At 54.5% G+C, this 19094-nt stretch carries 16 protein-coding genes; 11 read left to right on the forward strand and 5 right to left on the reverse strand.

Annotation, left to right across the window (positions count from 1 at the left end; translation table 11 throughout):
• Positions 1–52 precede the first annotated feature (52 nt).
• Both EFA69_RS10970 and EFA69_RS10975 read left to right on the forward strand, forming a co-directional pair.
• Positions 53–3160, forward strand: a complete 3108-nt coding sequence (locus EFA69_RS10970) for a PAS domain-containing protein (protein ID WP_123133116.1) — start codon at positions 53–55, stop codon at positions 3158–3160.
• Positions 3161–3184: 24 nt separating this feature from the next.
• Positions 3185–3589 (forward strand): response regulator, encoded by a 405-nt coding sequence (locus EFA69_RS10975; RefSeq protein WP_123133117.1) that lies wholly within the window; start codon positions 3185–3187, stop codon positions 3587–3589.
• Between the two features lie 105 nt (positions 3590–3694).
• Here EFA69_RS10975 and EFA69_RS20290 read toward each other — a convergent pair whose 3' ends face one another.
• Positions 3695–3856 (reverse strand): hypothetical protein, encoded by a 162-nt coding sequence (locus tag EFA69_RS20290; protein ID WP_183906754.1) that lies wholly within the window; start codon positions 3854–3856, stop codon positions 3695–3697.
• Positions 3857–4071: 215 nt separating this feature from the next.
• Between EFA69_RS20290 and EFA69_RS10985 the strand changes: the two genes are divergently transcribed.
• The 3 genes from EFA69_RS10985 to EFA69_RS10995 all read left to right on the forward strand — a co-directional run bounded on the left by EFA69_RS10985 (position 4072) and on the right by EFA69_RS10995 (position 7024).
• Positions 4072–5016 (forward strand): hypothetical protein, encoded by a 945-nt coding sequence (locus EFA69_RS10985; RefSeq protein ID WP_123133119.1) that lies wholly within the window; start codon positions 4072–4074, stop codon positions 5014–5016.
• A gap of 229 nt (positions 5017–5245) precedes the next feature.
• A complete protein-coding gene (locus EFA69_RS10990) occupies positions 5246–5824 on the forward strand; it encodes a uracil-DNA glycosylase family protein (RefSeq protein WP_123133465.1) in 579 nt (192 codons plus the stop codon).
• A 51-nt stretch (positions 5825–5875) separates the two neighbouring features.
• Positions 5876–7024 carry a pyridoxal phosphate-dependent aminotransferase gene (locus tag EFA69_RS10995; protein ID WP_123133120.1) on the forward strand — a complete coding sequence of 383 codons (1149 nt, stop codon included), beginning with the start codon at positions 5876–5878 and terminating at the stop codon, positions 7022–7024.
• 155 nt (positions 7025–7179) lie between these two features.
• Here the strand turns inward: EFA69_RS10995 and EFA69_RS11000 are convergent, their stop codons facing one another.
• Positions 7180–7719 (reverse strand): 5' nucleotidase, NT5C type, encoded by a 540-nt coding sequence (locus tag EFA69_RS11000; protein ID WP_221175713.1) that lies wholly within the window; start codon positions 7717–7719, stop codon positions 7180–7182.
• A 114-nt stretch (positions 7720–7833) separates the two neighbouring features.
• Here EFA69_RS11000 and EFA69_RS11005 point away from each other — a divergent pair, with 114 nt between their 5' ends.
• Positions 7834–8619 carry an amidohydrolase gene (locus EFA69_RS11005; RefSeq protein ID WP_123133121.1) on the forward strand — a complete coding sequence of 262 codons (786 nt, stop codon included), beginning with the start codon at positions 7834–7836 and terminating at the stop codon, positions 8617–8619.
• A 75-nt stretch (positions 8620–8694) separates the two neighbouring features.
• Here EFA69_RS11005 and EFA69_RS11010 read toward each other — a convergent pair whose 3' ends face one another.
• Positions 8695–10926, reverse strand: a complete 2232-nt coding sequence (locus tag EFA69_RS11010) for a T9SS type A sorting domain-containing protein (protein ID WP_123133122.1) — start codon at positions 10924–10926, stop codon at positions 8695–8697.
• Between the two features lie 38 nt (positions 10927–10964).
• On the opposite strand from EFA69_RS11010, the gene EFA69_RS11015 reads away from it, so the two are divergent.
• Positions 10965–12251, forward strand: coding sequence for a UDP-N-acetylmuramoyl-tripeptide--D-alanyl-D-alanine ligase (locus EFA69_RS11015; RefSeq protein ID WP_123133123.1), 1287 nt, complete (start codon positions 10965–10967; stop codon positions 12249–12251).
• A 157-nt stretch (positions 12252–12408) separates the two neighbouring features.
• Here the strand turns inward: EFA69_RS11015 and rfbC are convergent, their stop codons facing one another.
• Positions 12409–12951, reverse strand: a complete 543-nt coding sequence (rfbC, locus tag EFA69_RS11020) for a dTDP-4-dehydrorhamnose 3,5-epimerase (RefSeq protein ID WP_123133124.1) — start codon at positions 12949–12951, stop codon at positions 12409–12411.
• Between the two features lie 10 nt (positions 12952–12961).
• Positions 12962–14092: a glycosyltransferase family 4 protein gene (locus tag EFA69_RS11025; RefSeq protein ID WP_123133125.1), complete on the reverse strand. Its 1131-nt coding sequence runs from the start codon at positions 14090–14092 to the stop codon at positions 12962–12964.
• 147 nt (positions 14093–14239) lie between these two features.
• Here EFA69_RS11025 and EFA69_RS11030 point away from each other — a divergent pair, with 147 nt between their 5' ends.
• From EFA69_RS11030 to ppk1, 4 genes are all read left to right on the forward strand, one after another.
• Entirely contained in the window at positions 14240–14938 is a 699-nt protein-coding gene (locus tag EFA69_RS11030; protein ID WP_123133126.1) for a SirB2 family protein, read from the forward strand.
• A 9-nt stretch (positions 14939–14947) separates the two neighbouring features.
• Complete coding sequence (gene hflX / locus EFA69_RS11035) at positions 14948–16150, forward strand: GTPase HflX (protein ID WP_123133127.1); 1203 nt, start codon at positions 14948–14950, stop codon at positions 16148–16150.
• 231 nt (positions 16151–16381) lie between these two features.
• Positions 16382–16879 carry a SixA phosphatase family protein gene (locus EFA69_RS11040; protein ID WP_123133467.1) on the forward strand — a complete coding sequence of 166 codons (498 nt, stop codon included), beginning with the start codon at positions 16382–16384 and terminating at the stop codon, positions 16877–16879.
• Between the two features lie 32 nt (positions 16880–16911).
• On the forward strand, positions 16912–19053 hold the full coding sequence (gene ppk1, locus EFA69_RS11045) for a polyphosphate kinase 1 (protein ID WP_123133128.1): 2142 nt from the start codon (positions 16912–16914) through the stop codon (positions 19051–19053).
• The last annotated feature ends 41 nt before the right edge of the window (positions 19054–19094 follow it).

Genomic DNA, 19094 nt, shown 5'->3' on the forward strand with positions numbered 1-19094 from the left:
GGAACCGGTACCATAGGTCGCCTTTGCCAGACATAAAAGAATTCTTTTGCGCATGAACGCTTCCCCAGCTCTCGCCTCGGTATTGAACCTGCAAACTGTTGTTCAGGAACTGCCTGGCCTTCACCTTTTCCTTTCCCCTGACCTGATCATTCTAGAGGCTACAGACGCGTACCTGGCGGCTACCTTCAAAGACCGGTCCATCATTGGGAAGTATATATTTGATATTTTCCCAGACAACCCAGACGTGCCGGAGGCAAATGGGGTGCTCAACTTGCGCCAGTCGCTGGAGTATGCCCGGGATCAGAAAGTGCCGCATGAGATGGCTTTGCAGCGCTATGACGTTACCCGCCCTCAGGAGCTGGGCGGTGGCTTTGAGGAGAAGTACTGGCAGCCCTACAACAAACCCGTTTTAAACCAGCAGGGGGAAGTAACCTGCCTTATCCACACTGTGGTAGACGTAACCCAGGAGCAGAGAAACATGAAGGAGACCGAGAGGCAAAGCAAGCAGGCCCAGGAAAACCTGGAGCGCTTTCAGCTTCTGGCCCGGGCCACCAATGATGTTATCTGGGACTGGAACCTACAGAATGACACCATCTGGTGGAACGACGGCTTCAAAACCATCTTCGGCTACAGGGAGGAAGAAATTGAGCATGACATCAACTCATGGTACGGCCGCATTCACCCAGATGATGCTACCCGGGTGGTTGAGGGCATCCATCATGTCATTGACAACGGCGGCACCAACTGGCACGATGAATACCGGTTCCGGAAAGCAGACGGCTCCTTCGCCGATATCTTTGACCGTGGCATCATCTCCCGCACTGAGGAGGGACACCCCGTCCGGATGATTGGGGCCATGCTGGACCTCACAGAAAAGAACCGGTACGCCGCCCAGTTGAAAGCCAGTGAGCAGCACGTACGCGCCCTGCTGGAAGGCATTCCGGAAATTTCATGGGTCGCCCGCGCCAATGGCTATATCTATTACTACAACAAAGCCTGGTACGACTACACCGGCAACACCAGCCCAGATGAGGGCTGGGACAAAGTGGTGCACCCAGATGATCTCCAGTCTACCATTGCCGTCTGGACCAATGCCCTGCAAACGGGTAAAGAATACGTGAACGAAGCCAGACTCAGGCGGGCGGCAGACGGGGCGTACCACTGGTTTACCATGCGCGCCACGCCTTTGCATGATGACCAGGGCGAAATCCTGGCCTGGATTGGCGTAGACACTGATATTCAGGAGCAAAAAGACATCCAGCAGAAACTGAAGGAGCGCGATGAGTACGTACAACGCATGTTGGCGCAGGCGCCTGTGCAGTTTGCCGTTTTAAAAGGCGCTAACTGGCTCGTAGATTTTGCTACCCCTCAGTTCAGGCAACTGGTGGGTGGCCGCAACATTCTGGGTAAACCGTTCAGAGAAGCGCTGCCCGAACTGGAACCCCAAGGGTTCTTTGAGCTGGTACAGAAGGTCTATACCACCGGCCAGGCCCACGTAGGCATACTAACCCCAGCGCACCTAGACCGCAAAGGAAACGGAGAACTGGAATTAGGCTACTTCAACTTTGTGTACCAACCCTTGTTTGATGAGCAGCACGCAGTGGAAGGGGTCATGATTCTGATAGTGGAGGTGACCGAACAGGTGCGCGTGCAGGAAGAGGCGGCCAAACTGGCGCAGGAGCTGAAAACCTCCCATGAACGCACACTCAAAATTCTGGATGCCCTGCCCCACATGACTTTTACAGCGCAGCCAGACGGTTACGTAGACTACTACAGCCAGCAGTGGTACAACTACCTGCAAACCACGCAGGAGGAACTCAACGGCTGGGGCTGGGAATACTTCATCCATCCAGAAGATATACAGGTAACCCATGCCAGATGGGCCCATTCCCTGGCTACCGGAGAGCCATACATGATAGAGAACCGCTGGCGCACCAAACACAGCAACGAGTACCGCTGGTTCCTGGTACGTGGCGTGGCGGTACGTGATGAAAACGGCCACATCACCATGTGGGTAGGTTCGCATACAGATATCCAGGATCAGAAGCAGATGCTGTTGGCCCTGCAGGAAAGCACCCAAAATTTCCAGTTCCTGGCAGACAGCATGCCCCAACTAGTCTGGACCACAGATCCGCACGGCTACCATGACTACTTCAACAAACAATGGGTGGAATACACCGGCTATGACGTAGAAGCCAGCAAAGGAACTCAGATGTGGAACAACCTGCTGCACCCAGACGACCAGGAACGTTCTTTTTCCCGCTGGCGCCATTCCCTGCGCACCGGAGAACCTTATGAAGTAGAATACCGATTCAAGCGGGCAGCCGATGGCCAGTGGCGCTGGTTCCTGGGCCGCGCCCTGCCCCAACGCGATTCAGAGGGCAACATTGTGAAGTGGTTTGGCACCTGCACAGAGATTGAAGACCAGAAACGGAACGAGGAACTCATGGAACAGACCAACCGGGAGCTCCGCAGCATTAACGAAGACCTGGACAGCTTTGTATACACCGCTTCCCATGACCTCAAGCTGCCCATCATCAACATGGCCAGCATCTTTCAGGAACTCATGAAAACGGCCACCTTCCAGGACCCGGACGCCAATCTCCTGATCAACATGTTCAACCGGTCTTTGCGCCAGATACAAGGCACTATCAATGACCTGGCCGAGATTGTGAAAGTGCAGAAAAGCATAGATGCCCACCAGGAAGAGGTACAGCTAGACACGCTGGTGAATGAGGTGCAATACAGCATCCAGGACCTGCTGCAAAACGCCAAAGCCACCATTACCTGTGACTTTTCCCAGGCACCCAGCCTCACGTTCTCCCGCGTGAACCTCAAGAGCATTTTCTACAACCTCATCAGCAACGCGGTAAAGTACAGCAGCCCAGATAGGGCTCCTCACGTGCACTTGCAGACTGCGCGGCAGAATGAGTACCTGGTGCTTAAGGTGCAGGACAATGGTTTGGGCATAGACCTGGAGAAGCACGGGGCTAAAATGTTCCAGATGTTCAAGCGCTTCCATAACCACGTAGACGGCTCTGGGCTGGGGCTTTACATTCTCAACCGCATTGTGCAGAAGAACGGCGGCTACATTGAAGTAGACAGTACCTTACACCAAGGCACTACTTTCACTATTTATTTTAAAAATACTGCTCAATAGCCTGTGAGGCTTTATATTTGTTCTATGAAAAGGCTGAATCTGATTTTGTTGGTTGATGACGATGAAACTACCAATTACCTGAACAAGCGGCTGCTTACCCGCATGGACATCGCAGACCGCATTGAGGTAGTCACCAATGGAGAAGAAGCCCTCGCATTTCTGAATAAAGCCATCACCGATGGGAATCCTCTTCCAGACCTCATGTTCCTGGACATTAAAATGCCCGTAATGGATGGGTTTGAGTTCCTGGACCAATACCACCAATTACCGCCCACTGCCCAGAAGTGCATTCTGGTCATGATGCTTACGTCTTCGGCTAGTTTCTATGACCTGGAGAAACTGAAGCAATACAGCGCCGTGGAACAGCACATCTCCAAACCTCTGGAAGAAGCCCATGTGCGGGAGATACTGGCAGAACACTTTAAGTAGAACCTTCTCCTCTTCACATAAAAAGGCCGGCTTTGCTAGAAACAAAGCCGGCCTTTTTATGTGGGGGCGGTACCAAGCCTCAAAGTGCTGCGCACCTAATCTTCATCAGGCAACGTCTCCCGCTGCGCCACTAGTTGCGTGTACATGATTCACAGAAGCGGGTACTTTAAACTCCTGGGCAGAGCCTTTAGGCTGCCCATACGCAAACCCGGAAATCACCAGGAAAAACAACAGGAAAACACCCAACAGAGGTAAGTATCGTTTCATAGGGAAAGAGTCAAGAATGTCTGTTCCCACCACTTTACTGTTTTCTTCCTGAAAGGTTATACCCACCTGCGTTTTGGACGCATTTCCGGAAAAAGAGCCCCTAAACCCCCGCGCGTAAAACGCTCAACTTAACCCTCTGCACAGGCTGCCGTACAAGTTAAGAGAACCCCTTGCCTAGTCAAGAGGCACATCATCAGCTTTAACACGAAAAGACCATGCAGGATAACCAAAGAAACAACTACTTCTCTCCGGGGGCAGATGGCCACGCAGAGAACCACCAGAAGGGACGTGAACTGTACAACCGTGACCAGCAGCATAACCAACGGGCCCAAGGCAATGACTGGAACAACGGCAACAACTTCCACACCGGGTACAGTAACCAACAACGCAGCCACTTCCCAGAAGACACGCACCAGCGCAACTCCAACGCAGACCGTGGCGCCAGCCTAAGCAAACACTACGGCGAACGCGAATACAGCAGCTACCGCAATCCCAACAGCCTCAACTATGGCGATGGCCGCGGCAACAGCACCCATAACCAGCAGCAGCACAATCGCCCTTCCGGGAACCAGCAGTACAGCGCGTTCGGAGACGGGCGCGGCAATTACTCCGCCCGCCAGGATTCTTACGGCCACGGCCATGACCGCGTGCACCCAGACCACAATTTCTCGGCCCAGCGTCGTTTAGATGATTCAAACGAAAACTACTACCGGGGCGCGTATATGGACTCGCGCGGGGTTCAGCAAGAACTGCCCCGGCCAGACTCCAACCCTTACAATGACTGGCCTGGCGGGCGCAGCCGCTACAAAGACGATGACTACCGCTACGGCAGCGGTAACCACACCTGGTATGACGAGCACCGCTATACCGCCAACGACGGCCGCAGTGCCGACCGCGACAGAGGCGGCATCCTAGGTGACATGGGCGAAGGCCTGCGCGAAGCCTGGCATGACATGAGACAAGGCGTACAGGGTATGTTTAACCGCAACCAGCAGGGGAACAACCCGGATAACCGCCAGGACAACCAGCGCAACAACTATTCTGAGTACCGTTCATCTAATGATAGAGGCTATGAAAGAGGCCCGCGCTGGTCAGACGAGACAGACTCCGGAGATGACGCAGACCGTTTCAACCACAACAATAACAGACGCTACTACTAATGAAAGCGCTCATGATTGCCCTTGCGGTTACCAGCGTAACCATCTCGTTCTTACTGCTCCGGGCCTTCCCAGACGATGAGGTCTCTACCAACGGCGTGCTGGAAGCTTAACCACCACGTGTTTCCATTAGCAACAGGCACCTTTCTCAGGAGAGGTGCCTGTTGCTTTTTTAACGTTTCTGGTCCCTTTTCCCGAACTTTGCCTTCCTCCCATTATTGCCTTGGCCGCTATGTTAGAAGAATTGTTGCCCCAGATAAGAGCCTGCCAGTTATGCGCCGCCCATTTGCCCCATGGTCCCAGACCAGTACTGCGGGCCTCTGCCACCGCGCGCCTCATGATTGTGGGCCAGGCCCCGGGCACCAAAGTACATGCCAGCGGCATTCCCTGGGACGACCAAAGCGGCAAACGCCTGCGCAGTTGGCTGGGGCTCACGCCCGATGAATTCTACAATGAGGCCCACGTAGCCATTGTGCCCACCGCTTTCTGCTACCCCGGCACCGGCCCCTCCGGTGATCTGCCGCCCCGCCCCGAGTGTTTCCGGCACTGGCACCCGCAACTGCTGCCGCTGCTGCCCAACATCCAACTCACGCTGCTCATAGGCACCTACGCCCAACGGGCTTTTCTGGGCACGCAGGCCAAAGCCACCCTCACCCAAACCGTGGAGGCTTGGCAAGAATATCTGCCTAAGTACCTGCCCCTGCCGCACCCTTCGCCCAGGAACATTGCCTGGTTTAAGCGGCACCCATGGTTTGAGCGGGAGGTAATTCCTACGTTGCAGGAAATTGTGCAGGCCACTCTGTCTGCCTGAGTTGGTGCAATGCGTTTTTGGCCTATTTTTACAAAAACAGCCCCTAAACGCATGAGCATCTTTTTGCAGAGCAAACTCCCCCACGTAGGCACCACCATTTTCTCCACCATGAGTCAGTTGGCCGCCCAGCACGGGGCCATCAACTTGTCGCAGGGGTTCCCGGACTTTGACTGCCCGCCTGCGCTGGTGGAACTGGTAAGCCAGGCCATGCGCGCGGGACACAACCAATACGCCCCCGGCATCGGTATTTCCGCATTGCGGGAGAAGATCAGCCAGAAAACGCAGGAGCTGAACGGGCACTTCGCGCACCCAGACACGGAGATCACGGTCACCTCCGGGGCCACCGAGGCTTTGTTCGCCGCCATTGCCGCCGTGGTACAGCCCGGCGATGAGGTGCTGGTGCTGGAGCCCTGCTATGACTCCTATGTACCGGCCATTGAGCTGAGCGGTGGGGTGCCCGTGTTTGTACCCCTGCGGTTCCCGGACTATAGTGTAGACTGGCAGCAGGTAGAGGATAAACTCACGGAGAAAACCCGGCTGCTCATTGTGAACTCACCGCACAACCCCAGCGGTGCCGTCTGGCAGCAGGAAGATCTGGCAGAATTGACCCGGTTATCCCAAAAATACCCCTTCCTCATTCTCAGTGATGAGGTGTATGAACATATGGTCTTTGACGGGCAGCCGCACCGCAGCATTCTTACGGTTCCGGCGCTGGCCCAGCGCGCGTTTGTGGTTTCCTCCTTCGGGAAGACGTACCACACCACCGGCTGGAAAGTAGGGTACTGCATCGCGCCCGCGCCGCTTACCGTTGAGTTCAGGAAAGTGCACCAGTACCTCACCTTCAGCACCGCCACGCCGTTCCAGCACGCCCTTGCCGCCTATCTGGAACACCAGGAGCATTACCTTACGCTGCCCCAATTTTACCAACAGAAACGGGATTTATTCGCCTCGCTCCTGCAACCCTCCAAATTTGAGCTGCTCCCCTGCGCCGGCACCTATTTCCAATTGGCCCGCTACCGGCACATCTCTGACCAGCCAGACGTAGCATTCTCGCAGTGGCTCACCAAAGAAGCCGGCGTGGCCGTGATTCCGGTCTCGGTGTTTTACCATGACGGGCAGGACCACGGCGTGATCCGGTTCTGTTTCGCGAAGAAAGAGGAAACGTTGCGGGCGGCCGCCGAGCGCTTGTGCCAGCTGTAGGGGCAATCCCTTGTGGTTGCCCTTTCGTTTTCCAGCAAGTTTGGGCAACCACAAGGGATTGCCCCTACAAGAATGAGACGGTATAAACATCCGTCCTCATCAATTTCCGTTTAGGGGCTGTTTTTGGAAAAAGAGCCCCTAAACGGAAATTGAGTTTACAGCAACTTTTCGGCTACTTCTTTCCAGGTGCTCACGCGCTCAAACTCCAGAATGTTCACGTTGTGCGGCGAGGTGAACAGCAGTTTTCTTTCCCCGGAGAAGGTGATGAGGTTCTTGGGGCGGTCATCAATCATGATGTCGGCGCCAATGATGCTTTTGTCCCCGCAGAGGACGTAGTTGCGCCAGCCGATGAACGGAAAATGGTCCTGGAGCCAGTCAAACTTGTCAATGAGCGAGTTCCGGAACTCCATGCCCGCGCTCACAATAAACACCTCGTACTTCTCCGTGAGGGCTTTGATCACCTCCTGGCTGTCCGGGATCACCTTCAGGTCCCGGAAAAAGCCTTCGGCGTTGATGTATTCCCAGACTTTGTCTTTGTGCTCTTCGGGCACACACTCGTAAATCTCCTTGCCGTGCAGTTGGTCAAGGGTGAGGTTGAGAGCGCAGTCGCGGTTATAGAGCTCAATGAACTTGTCAATGGGGTCGGCCATGACTTCATCCATGTCAATGGCAATCTTTTTCTTCTGGTAATCCATGCGGTTGAAAATCGGTTTGAGAAAGTCCCTATCTTTATCGGGATTGGGGCCGGTAAGTTACCTCTTCGGGACAAAACCTGTCCGTTCTTAATTTCTGATTCTTACTTCTACAACATGTCTGACCTGCGTGTTTCCCTTCTTCAAGCTGACCTGGCGTGGCATGACGCCGCTGCCAACCGCGCCAATTTCCAGGAGAAAATAAGGCAGCTGCCCCCTACTGATCTCATTGTGCTGCCCGAGATGTTCACCACCGGTTTCAGTATGGAGGCGGCCCCGCTGGCCGAGAGAATGGACGGTGAAACAGTAGCCTGGATGTGGCAGATGGCCCAGGAACGCAACGCGGTGGTTATGGGCAGCCTGATTATGGAGGAAGACGGGCATTATTACAACCGCCTCCTTTGGATGCGCCCAGACGGCACCCACGCCCATTATGACAAGCGCCACCTCTTCCGGATGGCCGGGGAGTGCGAGGCTTATACCCCCGGCACCCAACGGCTGGTGGTGGAACTGAACGGCTGGCGCATCTGCCCTATGGTTTGCTATGATCTGCGGTTTCCGGTTTGGGCCAGGAACACGCCGGTGGCCTATGACGTGCTCATTTACATTGCCAGCTGGCCAGACCGCCGCCGCCTGGCCTGGCAAACGCTCCTGAAGGCCCGGGCCATTGAGAACCTGGCGTACTGCGTGGGCGTGAACCGCGTGGGCACCGATGCCAAAGGCCAGGCCTACGCCGGCGATTCTGCGGCCTATAACTTACTGGGCGAGGAATTGACGCATAACGAACACGATGAAGCCGTAACCACCATCACCTTATCAAGGCAGCATCTGGAAGAAACCCGCGAGAAGCTCCCCTGGCACCTGGATGCTGATGCCTTCACCCTTCACGTGGAGCAGCAGTAGGCAGAAAATCTATTGTGTAACGGTGCGTTTAGGGGCTGTTTTTGGAAAAAGAGCCCCTAAACGCACCGTATTGTTTTAGTGCCCCACCACCAGTTTGTGGGTAGAAACAGTGCCCTCATTGGTTTGCACCCGCAGCAAATAAAGCCCGGTGGGCAACGCGGCGGTAGAGAGCGTATGAACCTGACTAGCCACTGTTCTTCCCTTCCGCAGCAATTGCCCCGCTAGGTTGTGTAGGTGGTACGTGGCCGCTTTCTCGGTGACTAACTGCGTGTAGCCGTCTGCCGGATTGGGAAAAATTTTCACCGGCGAAAGCACCACGCCCGGCTCCTGAATCCCCAACGGCTCTGTGATGGCCTTCAGGAACCTGATGCCGCCGGTGTTGGTGCCTACCAACACTTCGGGCAAGGGGGTGGCCTCCTGTTCCAGATCCCCAACGGCTAAGATCATGTTGGGCCCCATTCCCGCTAAACCGTACTGCTGCGTGAGGGGCTGCCACAGAATGTTTTCCTCCAGCCGGAAAGTACCGTTCAGGTTGGCCAGAAAATTGGAATAGGCCCGTAGCTGGCGGCTGTCGTCTGAGGTGAGCAAGTCGGGTTGGCCGTCACGGTTCACATCGGCAATGGCAATCTGCAGTCTTCTGCGCTCCAGATTGGAACCTATGCCGCCCAGCGCCTCAGATGCCAAGGTCCAGGTAGGCGCGGCGGCAGTGCCGGAGTTCCGGAAATAATTCAGTTCGCCAGAGGTTCGGCCCACCAGCACATCCATTTTCCCGTCGCGGTCTAGGTCATAGAAATAAGGCGTGTCTCCCCTGAACAACGGAATGCCCGTCACCGCCACGGCCTGCCAGAGATTGAATTGCGCCGGCTGACCTGCCGCTGCCTGATTGAGCACATACTTAAACTCCATGGTGTTGGCGGTTTGGCTATAGGCGCTCCAGGCAAGGTCTGGTTTTCCATCGGCGTTCAGGTCCAGAAGCTGCGGTTTTAGCGAAAGCAGGTTTAAGGCAGAAAAATCCAGAAAATTGGCATCTACCAGTTTAAAAGCGGCTTGGCCTGTAGTGCCTATGTTCTGGTACAGGGAAAGAGAGGCGGTGTATTTTTTGTTTTCCAGCACGGCGGTATTGCCCACCAGCAGATCAAGGGCCTCATTGCCTACCAGATTGCCTAAGGCCGGGGCGGCTCCTTCGCCTACATCCAGCATCTGGTCTTGCAGAAAAGGCTGCTTCGCGTTCTGGAACCTAGGGTTGGCGGCGGTACCGGTATTGGCATACACCCACACAGACTTCTTCAGGTCAACGTTCTGGTGCGAGTTAGAGGTAGCATTGGGGGCCACCACCAAGTCTGGAACCCCGTCAAAGGTGACATCCAGGTAATACGCCGCCGGAAAAACGCTGAACTCAGGTTCTGTGATATCTGGAGGGAGGTTGTAGGCGGCGCTTGTGATTTTAGGTTGCAGATTGGTGCCGGTATTGTAGAGGCTCACCAGATCTGGGCAATCGTCATGACCGGCCAGTAGGTCTAACACTCCGTCGGCGTTCAGGTCCAGGGGCAGCACGCTGGAACCGCCTATGTGGTGCGCAGACGGGCACGTCTGGTTAAACCGGTAGCTGTTGCAGGTTCCCAGGCAGCGGGTTACCTGTCCCCACCAGGTGGTGGTGCGGGTAAAGGTGAGGGTGTTGCAGTCCAAGCCCTGCTCTACCCGTTCATTGCGGTAGTACTCCAGCGTGGCGCCGCCAGACCACTCCCAGGAAAGTATATCTAGGTCACCGTCGCCGTCTATGTCTGCCAGGGCGGGTAAATCCTCTGAACCCACCAGCAGATTGGCCCCGCTGTTGAACGTGACCGAAGGGTGCGTGAGGGTGAACTGAATGCCGCCGGTAGTGGAGGTATTGGTGTAGACTTTCATGCCTTGGTTAGAGGCGGTGAACAAGTCTGGCGCTCCGTCACAGTTAAAATCTCTGAGTAAGGCGAAAAACTGTAGGCCTTTGGGGAAGTAGGTCTCGTACTGCGGGGCGTGCCGGTACTCCCAGCGGCCGTTCTGCTGCACCGCCAGAAACGTAGCGATCTGTTGCGAACTGCGGTCAAAGATGAACAGGTCCTGCTGGCCGTCCTGGTTTAGGTCAATGGCCGAGAACTGCGGGCTGTTGAACCCACCCGCCCAGGGCAGGCGCAGCTCCGTTCCTGCGGCGTTCTGTACCGCCGGGCCAGTTCTTTCCTGTAGGCGTATGGGGTTCTGCGCCCAGGCAGATTGCCCCGCCCCGGCCATCCAACTTAAGAAAAAGGCTAGTACCTTTAATGCTCTATTCATTTATACGTATCCTTAGACGTGAAAAGCAAAACTATACTATGGCAGAACTAGTGGAGCACCTGTATCAGAAATACCTGGAGTGCCGGAAAGTAAGCACAGATTCCCGCGCCGAACAAGATAATACCCTCTTTTTTGCGCTGGACGGACCTAATTTCAAAGGCAGCCAGTTCGCTCAGATGGCCCTGGACAAAGGCGCCCGCTATGCGGTAGTGCAGGACCCAACGGTAAGCGGACCCAATATCATTCAGGTGGAAGATTCGCTCAAGGCGTTGCAGGCACTGGCGCTGCACCACCGGCTCCAGCTTTCCATTCCGGTTATTGGTATTACGGGCAGCAACGGCAAAACCACTACCAAAGAACTCATCAATGCGGTACTGAGCCAGAAATTCAACGTGCTCTGCACCAAAGGCAATTTAAACAACCACATTGGGGTGCCCCTCACCTTGCTCAGCATTCAGCCGGAGCACGAATTGGCTATTATTGAGATGGGCGCCAATCACCCCGGCGACATTGCGGAGCTTTGTTCCTACGCCCTGCCCACCCACGGCATCATCACCAACATTGGCAAGGCACATTTGGAAGGTTTCGGGAGTCTGGAAGGCGTGGCCCGCACCAAGAGCGAGCTGTACCTGCATTTAGACAAAGCCAACGGCACGGTGTTCGTTAATACTTCCAACGAACATCTCATGCGTATGGTACGCCGCATCGCCACCAAAATTACGTATTACCAACCCCAGGACGATTACTCCGCTGAATTACTGCAAGCCGCCCCGGAGGTGATTTACCGGGCCGCCAATGGCGAGGAAGTGCACACCCACCTCATGGGTTCCTACAACTTTGAGAACATGGCCGCCGCCGCGTGCATTGGACAGTATTTTGGGGTGCCGCACGAGGCCATCAATGCCGCTATTGCCCATTACGTGCCCACCAACAACCGCTCCCAGATTGTGCAGAAAGACACCAACATCCTTCTGCTGGACGCCTATAACGCCAACCCAAGCTCTATGGCCCTTTCTGTCTCCAATTTCGCGCAGATGGCCGGCGCCCGGAAAGTAGTCATTCTGGGCGATATGCTGGAACTGGGTCAGGAAAGCGAGTCTGAGCATCGTATCTTGGGGGAACAATTGAACCAACAGTCATTCTCAGAGGTATTCCTTTGCGGAAAAGAAATGCGCTACGCCGCCGAAGTAAACCCAGATTTCCGCTACTTCGCGGAGAAAAGTGCCCTGGAGCAATGGCTAACGGACCATCCGGTGAGAGACAGTCACGTGTTAATTAAAGGCTCCCGAGGCATTGGTCTTGAAACCTTAGTAACGCTGCTCTAAAGTTCAGGTGCGTTTAGGGGCAGTTTTTGAAAAAACAGCCCCTAAACGCACTTCTGTTCAGTTTTAGCCAAATTCCGGAAAAACAGCCCCTAAACGGAAACAAAAAAGCCACCGCAAAAAACATTGCGGTGGCTTTTCGCATATTGTGAATCAATGCTTAGAAAGGCGAATCAAATCCTTCCAGGGTAGGTAATATTTCGTCTTTCTCTGAGATCAACGGTTGCTCAATGCCCCAGTCAATGTTCAAAGCCGGGTCGTTCCACAGCAGACCGCCCTCAGATTCCTTGTTGTAGTAATTGCTGCACTTGTACTGGAAAACAGTGCCTTCCTCCAGCGCAACAAAGCCGTGCGCAAACCCAACCGGGATAAAAAAGCAATTCCGCTTATCCGCTTCCAGCAGGCAGGTAACGTGTTGCCCGTACGTAGGAGAACCTTTCCTGATGTCTACCGCTACGTCTAAGGCTCTGCCCACCACCACACTTACCAGTTTAGCCTGCGCATAGGGAGGTTTCTGAAAGTGCAGGCCCCGCAACACCCCTTTTTTGGAGATGGACTGGTTGTCCTGGACAAACGTATCAGAGATGCCTGCTTCCGCGAATAATTTGGCGCTGAAGGTTTCCAGAAAGGCACCTCTGTCATCGGCAAAGATTCTGGGGGTAATTTCCACTACGCCCTCTATTGGGTAATTCTTTATCTGCATACTGTATCTGTTAGCTTACGTTTCTGGCCGCTTTCCCCGTGGCACCCTCAATGGCGGCAAAATACCGGTCAATCACAAATTTCTCATCAAACTTCTCCTCTGCCAAACGGCGGCTGTTCTGCCCCATGGCCTGCAAGGCAGCATCTGACAGCTGATAGACCGCCTCCATTTTAGCGGCCAGGTCTGCGCCGTTGCGCACTTCGCAGAGGTACCCGTTATAGCCGTCTACCACGGTTTCTTTACAGCCGGGTACGTTGGTGGTCACAATTGGCTTGGCCATGGCAGCGGCCTCCAGCAGGGTGCGCGGAGTGCCTTCTCGGTAAGACGGAAGCACCACACAGTCGGCTTGGTGCATGACACTGGCCACGTCATCAGAAGTGCCCAAATACTCCAGCCAACCTTCCTGGGCCCATTGTTCCACCAAAGTACGCTTAATGCCAATATTCCCTTCCTCATCAATGGCGCCCAGCAACTGCACCCTTATTTCAGGGGACTTCGCTTTCAGGATTTTGCTGGCCTCCACGTATTCCACCAACCCTTTCTCATACAAAGCCCGGGACACCATCAGGAACACAAACGGGTGCTGGCGTTTGAACTGGGCCGCCGGCTGGTATTTTTTGGTGTCAATACCTGAACCCGGAATGACCTCCGTAATGGACTCCCGCACCAGCTTGCGCTCCAGGAAAAGCGCTTTATCGTCGCTGTTCTGGAAGAAAACCTTGGCCGGGAACCGGAAGGAGAACCGGTACAGCGCCATCGCGATCTTAGACACCAGGTTCTCCACAATAAACACCGTACCCAAGCCAGACACGTTGTTGATGGTAGGAATGCCCGCCAAACGTGCGGCAATGGAGCCGTAAATATTGGGTTTAATGGTGTACTGCAAGATCACGTCTGGTTTCACGCTTTGGTAAGCCTGCAAAAACTTTCGGATCAGCAGCATGTCTTTGATGGGGTTGGTGCCTTTGCTTTCCATGGGCAGCGGCACAAACTTACAACCTTCGGCCACTAATTTGGCGGAATAGGCATCTTCGGGGGCAATGGCCACTACCTCATGCCCGGCCGCCAACAAGGCCCGCACCAGACTTAACCGAAAATTAAAGATGTTCCAGGATTTGTTGATGACGATGGCAATGCGCATGAGGGTAGTTTTATAAAGACAAAGATAACAGCTGAATTGGCAGCGCCCGCTTGTACGCACAGAATCTGCGGCGGTTTATCGGTTTTCGGTGGCATTGTGTTTACTTTGCAGGGCACTACCCCAAGGTTTGTCCGCCATATTCTTCCCATGACCACCGCATTCTTACATATCCACGTTCTGGTAGTAGTCCTGTTCCTCCTCCTGTTTCTGGGGAAGACCTTCCTGCTGCTTACCAATAGAACCGCTACCCTTCACAAAGTACGCGCCTCCACCAAGGTGCTGGACATGGCCTTCGGTACCCTTATTCTGGTGACCGGCGGTTACCTGGCGTTCAGCTATAACGGGCCGCTGCCTGCCTGGCTCATAGCCAAAGTGGTTTTGGTGCTGGCGGCTATCCCGCTATCCATGGTGGGCATTAAACGCAGCAATAAAGCGTTGGCGGCTCTGGGAACACTGCTCTTCCTGTACGTGTACGGCGTAGCCGAAACCAAAAGCCTGAAAATGCGTCCTGATAAAGGCGAAGCTGTGGCAGTTTCTCCCGGCGGGGAAGTAGGCACTGCCTCCCCAGACCCTGAGAAGGCCAGCCATCCCATCCTTTCCCAGTTGGCCGGTACCCAGCTGGAAAATACCAAGGCCATCTACACCCAACTGTGCGCTACCTGCCACGGAGATGACGGCCAGAAAGGAGTGGGCGGTGCCGCCAACCTACAGTTAAGCACTTTACCCGAGGCCGAACGCCAGGCGGTGATCGCCAATGGCCGGGGCCTGATGCCCGGTTTTGGGTCGCAGCTCTCTGAGCAGGAGGTTCAGGCGCTGGCCCTCTATACCACCTTACTTAAAAAGTAACTGAACTACATGAAAAACCAACTCCATATAACTGCCAAAGAACAGGAAACCGCCGTGTTGGTGGCGGTGCCAGAATACCGGCAGACCGATGAAAAAACCAAAGAGTACCTGGACGAGCTCGCGTTCCTCACGGAGACCGTAGGCGCCAAAACCCTGAAACGCTTTATCCAGAAGCTGGACAAACCAGACATGCGCACCTACGTGGGCAAAGGCAAACTGGAGGAGATTGTAGCCTACGTGAAAGAGCATAAGGTAGACATGGTCATTTTTGACGATGATCTTTCCCCTTCGCAGGTGCGCAACCTGGAGCGGGAGCTGGAAGTGAAGATCATTGACCGAAGCCTGCTCATTCTGGACATCTTCGCGCTGCGCGCCCAAACGGCCACGGCCCGCGCCCAGGTAGAACTTGCCCAGTACCGTTACCTCCTGCCCCGCCTCACCAACATGTGGACCCACTTGAGCCGCCAGAAAGGTGGGGGCGTGGCCATGCGCGGTCCCGGGGAAACCGAGATTGAAACCGACAGACGGATTGTGCGGGACAAAATCACCTTGCTCAAAGAAAAGCTGGAGAAGTTTGAAAAGCAGAATTTTGAGCAGCGCAAGTCCCGCTCCGGCATTGTGCGTGTTTCACTGGTAGGGTACACCAACGTGGGCAAGTCTACGCTCATGAACCTGCTCACCAAAGCAGACGTGTTTGCAGAGAACAAGCTCTTTGCCACCGTAGACGCCACCGTGCGCAAAATAGTCATTGACAATGTGCCGTTCCTGCTCTCAGACACGGTAGGGTTCATCCGTAAATTGCCAACCAAGCTTATTGAGAGCTTCAAGACCACCCTGGACGAGATACGCGAATCTGATTTGCTCCTGCACGTGGTAGATGTTTCACACCCGTCTTTTGAGGAGCACATTGCGGTGGTGAATGATACCTTAAAGGACATTCAATCGGCAGACAAGCCTATTATCCTGGTCTTCAATAAAACCGATCTGTACCTGCAACAGCGGGAGCAGGAACTGAAAGAAGACAACCCGGAGGCGCTCCCAGACATCAGCGAGCTGAAGTCTTCGTACATGGCCAAAGAGCACGCGCCGGCTATTTTCATTTCGGCCACCAACCGGGCCAACGTTGATGAGCTGCGCCAGGAACTGTTAAGGCAGGTTTCCAAGATTCACTTTGAGCGGTACCCCAACAACGCGCCGCAAGAAGGATACTAAATGCGTTTAGGGGCTGTTTTTGGAAAAACAGCCCCTAAACGCAAATTCTTAGCTTCCCCTTGGCCACACGCCTGTGGTTCTGTTTGGGTACTGCTGAAGAGCAAGTTTCCGGTACTGCAAACAGAGCCAGAAGCCCCTGCCCTGGCAAAACTATTTTCCGCCGGATTCAGTAAAGATGAAAGCCACAGCTACTCTTCTGCAGCTGTGGCTTTCATCTTTACTAGATGCCAAATGAAAACGCTATATCTGTTACGCCACGCTAAATCCAGCTGGAAATACGAGGAGCTCAGCGACCATGACCGCCCCCTGAACAAGCGGGGCCGCGCAGACGCTCCGCTCATAGGACAAGAGTTACTGGAAAGGAAAGTGAAGGTAGACCTGATCATCTCCAGTTCGGCGGTGCGGGCTATCACCACGGCTTCGCTCATTGCCAAAGAACTGGGCCTGGACCCAGAGAAAATTGGGGTACAGGAAGAACTTTACCACATCGCCGCAGATGACTTGGTCATGTTCATCCAGTCCCTGCCCGAGGAGTACGCCAACGTGATGCTGGTAGGCCATAACCCCACCTTCTCTGAGGTAGCCAATCTGCTGGCGCCGGAGAAAAACATTGTGGAAATGCCCACGGCCAGTATTGTGGCCCTCAGCTTTGACTGCAATTACTGGGGGCAGGTCTCCTCAGACAATGCCAAGCTACTTTTCTTTGACTATCCTAAAAACTATCGCTAACGCGTGCGAGTCCCGCGCATAACCCCACCTGAATGGCTGCCCAAAACAATACTGACATCACTGACACGTCCCCTACCAATGCTTTCCAGCAAGACACTCCGCTCATCAGCCGGGAACAGAGCTGGCTGGCGTTCAATTACAGGGTACTGCAGGAGGCCAAAGACCCACGGGTCCCGTTGCTGGAGCGCCTCAACTTTCTGGCTATCTTCTCTTCCAACCTGGATGAATACTTCAAGGTACGGGTGGCCACCATGCGCCGCCTGGTACAACTGAAGAAGAAAACCCGCGAGAAGCTGGAAGACGATCCTTCGCCGGAGCTGGAGGAGATCATTGCCGAAGTGTCTCGGCAGCAGAAGGAGTTTGGGCGGGTGTTCAGAGATGACCTGTTGCCGGAGCTGCGCAAGGCGCACATCCACCTCATAGATGAGTCTGAGTGCACAGACGGGCAGTACAAGATGGCCCTGGACTATTTCAGGCGCAATGTGAAGCCGCTGCTGGTGCCAATTATCTTCAGCAGTAACCCCAGCCCGCTGTTTCTCAAAGACCAGACGGTGTACTTGATGCTGCACCTAAAGCCTAAACCCGGGCAACAGAACGAGCAGGAACAATACGCCATCCTGGAGATTCCTACCCAGAAACACGGCAGCCGTTTTGTGCAGCTGCCCGTGGAGCAGGGCGAGCATTACGTAATGCTGCTGGATGACGTGATCAGGATTGGACTGCCGGAACTGTTCCCCGGCTTCGCCGAAGTGGAAGCCTACGCCGTGAAACTCTCCCGTGACGCGGAGCTGGACATTGAGGAGGAAGTATCTGGCAACCTGATGGCCAAGATCAAGAAAAGCCTTAAGAAGCGTGAGAAAGGGCACCCCAGCCGTCTGCTCTATGACCCTCAGACCCCGGAGCCCATGCTGCACGCTCTCCTGGACCGCATTGGCATTACCACTGATGAACTGGTGGTAGGCAGCCGTTTCCATAATTTCCGGGACTTCTTCGGCTTTCCTAAGTTCAGGATGCCCAACTTATACTATGAGCCGCAGCCCCCGTTGCCGCACCCGGTGCTGGAGAAAGCTCCCAGCCTGCTGGCCGCCATGAAAGAACAGGAGTTCCTGCTGCATTACCCGTACCAGAAATTTGACTACGTGCTCCGGTTTTTTGAAGAAGCCGCCGATGACCCGGCCGTGACCAGCATCAGTGTCACGCTTTACCGCGTGGCAGACAAATCAAAGGTAGCCAAAGCCCTCATCAGGGCCGCCGAACACGGGAAGCTGGTCACCGTGATAGTGGAACTGAAAGCCCGCTTTGACGAGGAATCCAACATCTACTGGGGCAATAAACTGGAGAAAGCCGGGGCCAACGTCATCTACGGGGTACCAGATCTTAAAGTACACAGCAAAATAGGCTTGGTGACCCGGCAGGAAGACGGCAGAGCCGTGCAGTATGCCTATCTGAGCACCGGTAACTACAATGAGAAAACCTCGCTCATTTACACAGACCACGCACTGCTCACCACAGATGAACGCCTCACGCAGGAAATAGCTAAAGTCTTCAACTTTCTGGTGGAGGGCAACACAGACCATACGTTTGAACATTTGCTGGTAGCGCCGTTTAACCTGCGGCACGGCTTGGAAGCGTTACTGGAGCAGGAAATAAAACTTGCCCAGGAAGGGAAACCAGCCTATATCATCGCTAAAATGAATGCCTTGCAGGACTCCCGTATGATTAAACGCCTGTATGAGGCCAGCCAGGCGGGCGTCAAGGTTGAGTTGCTGGTGCGGGGCATCTGTAGCCTAATTCCGGGAGTGCCGGGCCTGAGCGAGAACATTACCGTGCGCAGCATTGTAGACCGCTACCTGGAGCACGGCCGCATCTATGTGTTTGGCAATGGCGGCGAGGAGAAAATCTACATTGCCTCGGCTGACTGGATGAACCGCAACCTCAGCCGTCGGGTAGAAGTAGGGTTTCCTATCTACAACCCGGCGTTGCGGCAGGAAATACGGCACATTCTGGATTTGCACCGGCAAGACAACTACAAAGCCCGCACCTCAGACAACCAGTACTGGAAATCTGAAGATAGTACAGCGTCTATGCACGCCCAGTATGCCACCTATGATTTCCTGAAAGAGAAAGCCGAACAGGCAGGGTTACTGACTTCTTCAGAAACAGCACAATCTTAATTCCTCCTTCACGCAAAAAGCCGCTGGCCCGATCTTGGTTG

This window comes from Rufibacter immobilis (assembly GCF_003721565.1).
Classification (GTDB): Bacteria; Bacteroidota; Bacteroidia; order Cytophagales; family Hymenobacteraceae; genus Nibribacter; species Nibribacter immobilis.

Coding starts and splice junctions, on each gene's coding strand:
- EFA69_RS10995 (WP_123133120.1), top strand. CDS start 5,876: ATGAGCATCTTTTTGCAGAGCAAACTCCCCCACGTAGGCACCACCATT.
- EFA69_RS11015 (WP_123133123.1), top strand. CDS start 10,965: ATGGCAGAACTAGTGGAGCACCTGTATCAGAAATACCTGGAGTGCCGG.
- EFA69_RS20290 (WP_183906754.1), bottom strand. CDS start 3,856: ATGAAACGATACTTACCTCTGTTGGGTGTTTTCCTGTTGTTTTTCCTG.
- EFA69_RS10990 (WP_123133465.1), top strand. CDS start 5,246: ATGTTAGAAGAATTGTTGCCCCAGATAAGAGCCTGCCAGTTATGCGCC.
- EFA69_RS11010 (WP_123133122.1), bottom strand. CDS start 10,926: ATGAATAGAGCATTAAAGGTACTAGCCTTTTTCTTAAGTTGGATGGCC.
- EFA69_RS11000 (WP_221175713.1), bottom strand. CDS start 7,719: ATGGATTACCAGAAGAAAAAGATTGCCATTGACATGGATGAAGTCATG.
- EFA69_RS11005 (WP_123133121.1), top strand. CDS start 7,834: ATGTCTGACCTGCGTGTTTCCCTTCTTCAAGCTGACCTGGCGTGGCAT.
- rfbC (WP_123133124.1), bottom strand. CDS start 12,951: ATGCAGATAAAGAATTACCCAATAGAGGGCGTAGTGGAAATTACCCCC.
- ppk1 (WP_123133128.1), top strand. CDS start 16,912: ATGGCTGCCCAAAACAATACTGACATCACTGACACGTCCCCTACCAAT.
- EFA69_RS11040 (WP_123133467.1), top strand. CDS start 16,382: ATGAAAACGCTATATCTGTTACGCCACGCTAAATCCAGCTGGAAATAC.
- EFA69_RS11025 (WP_123133125.1), bottom strand. CDS start 14,092: ATGCGCATTGCCATCGTCATCAACAAATCCTGGAACATCTTTAATTTT.
- EFA69_RS11030 (WP_123133126.1), top strand. CDS start 14,240: ATGACCACCGCATTCTTACATATCCACGTTCTGGTAGTAGTCCTGTTC.
- EFA69_RS10975 (WP_123133117.1), top strand. CDS start 3,185: ATGAAAAGGCTGAATCTGATTTTGTTGGTTGATGACGATGAAACTACC.
- hflX (WP_123133127.1), top strand. CDS start 14,948: ATGAAAAACCAACTCCATATAACTGCCAAAGAACAGGAAACCGCCGTG.
- EFA69_RS10985 (WP_123133119.1), top strand. CDS start 4,072: ATGCAGGATAACCAAAGAAACAACTACTTCTCTCCGGGGGCAGATGGC.
- EFA69_RS10970 (WP_123133116.1), top strand. CDS start 53: ATGAACGCTTCCCCAGCTCTCGCCTCGGTATTGAACCTGCAAACTGTT.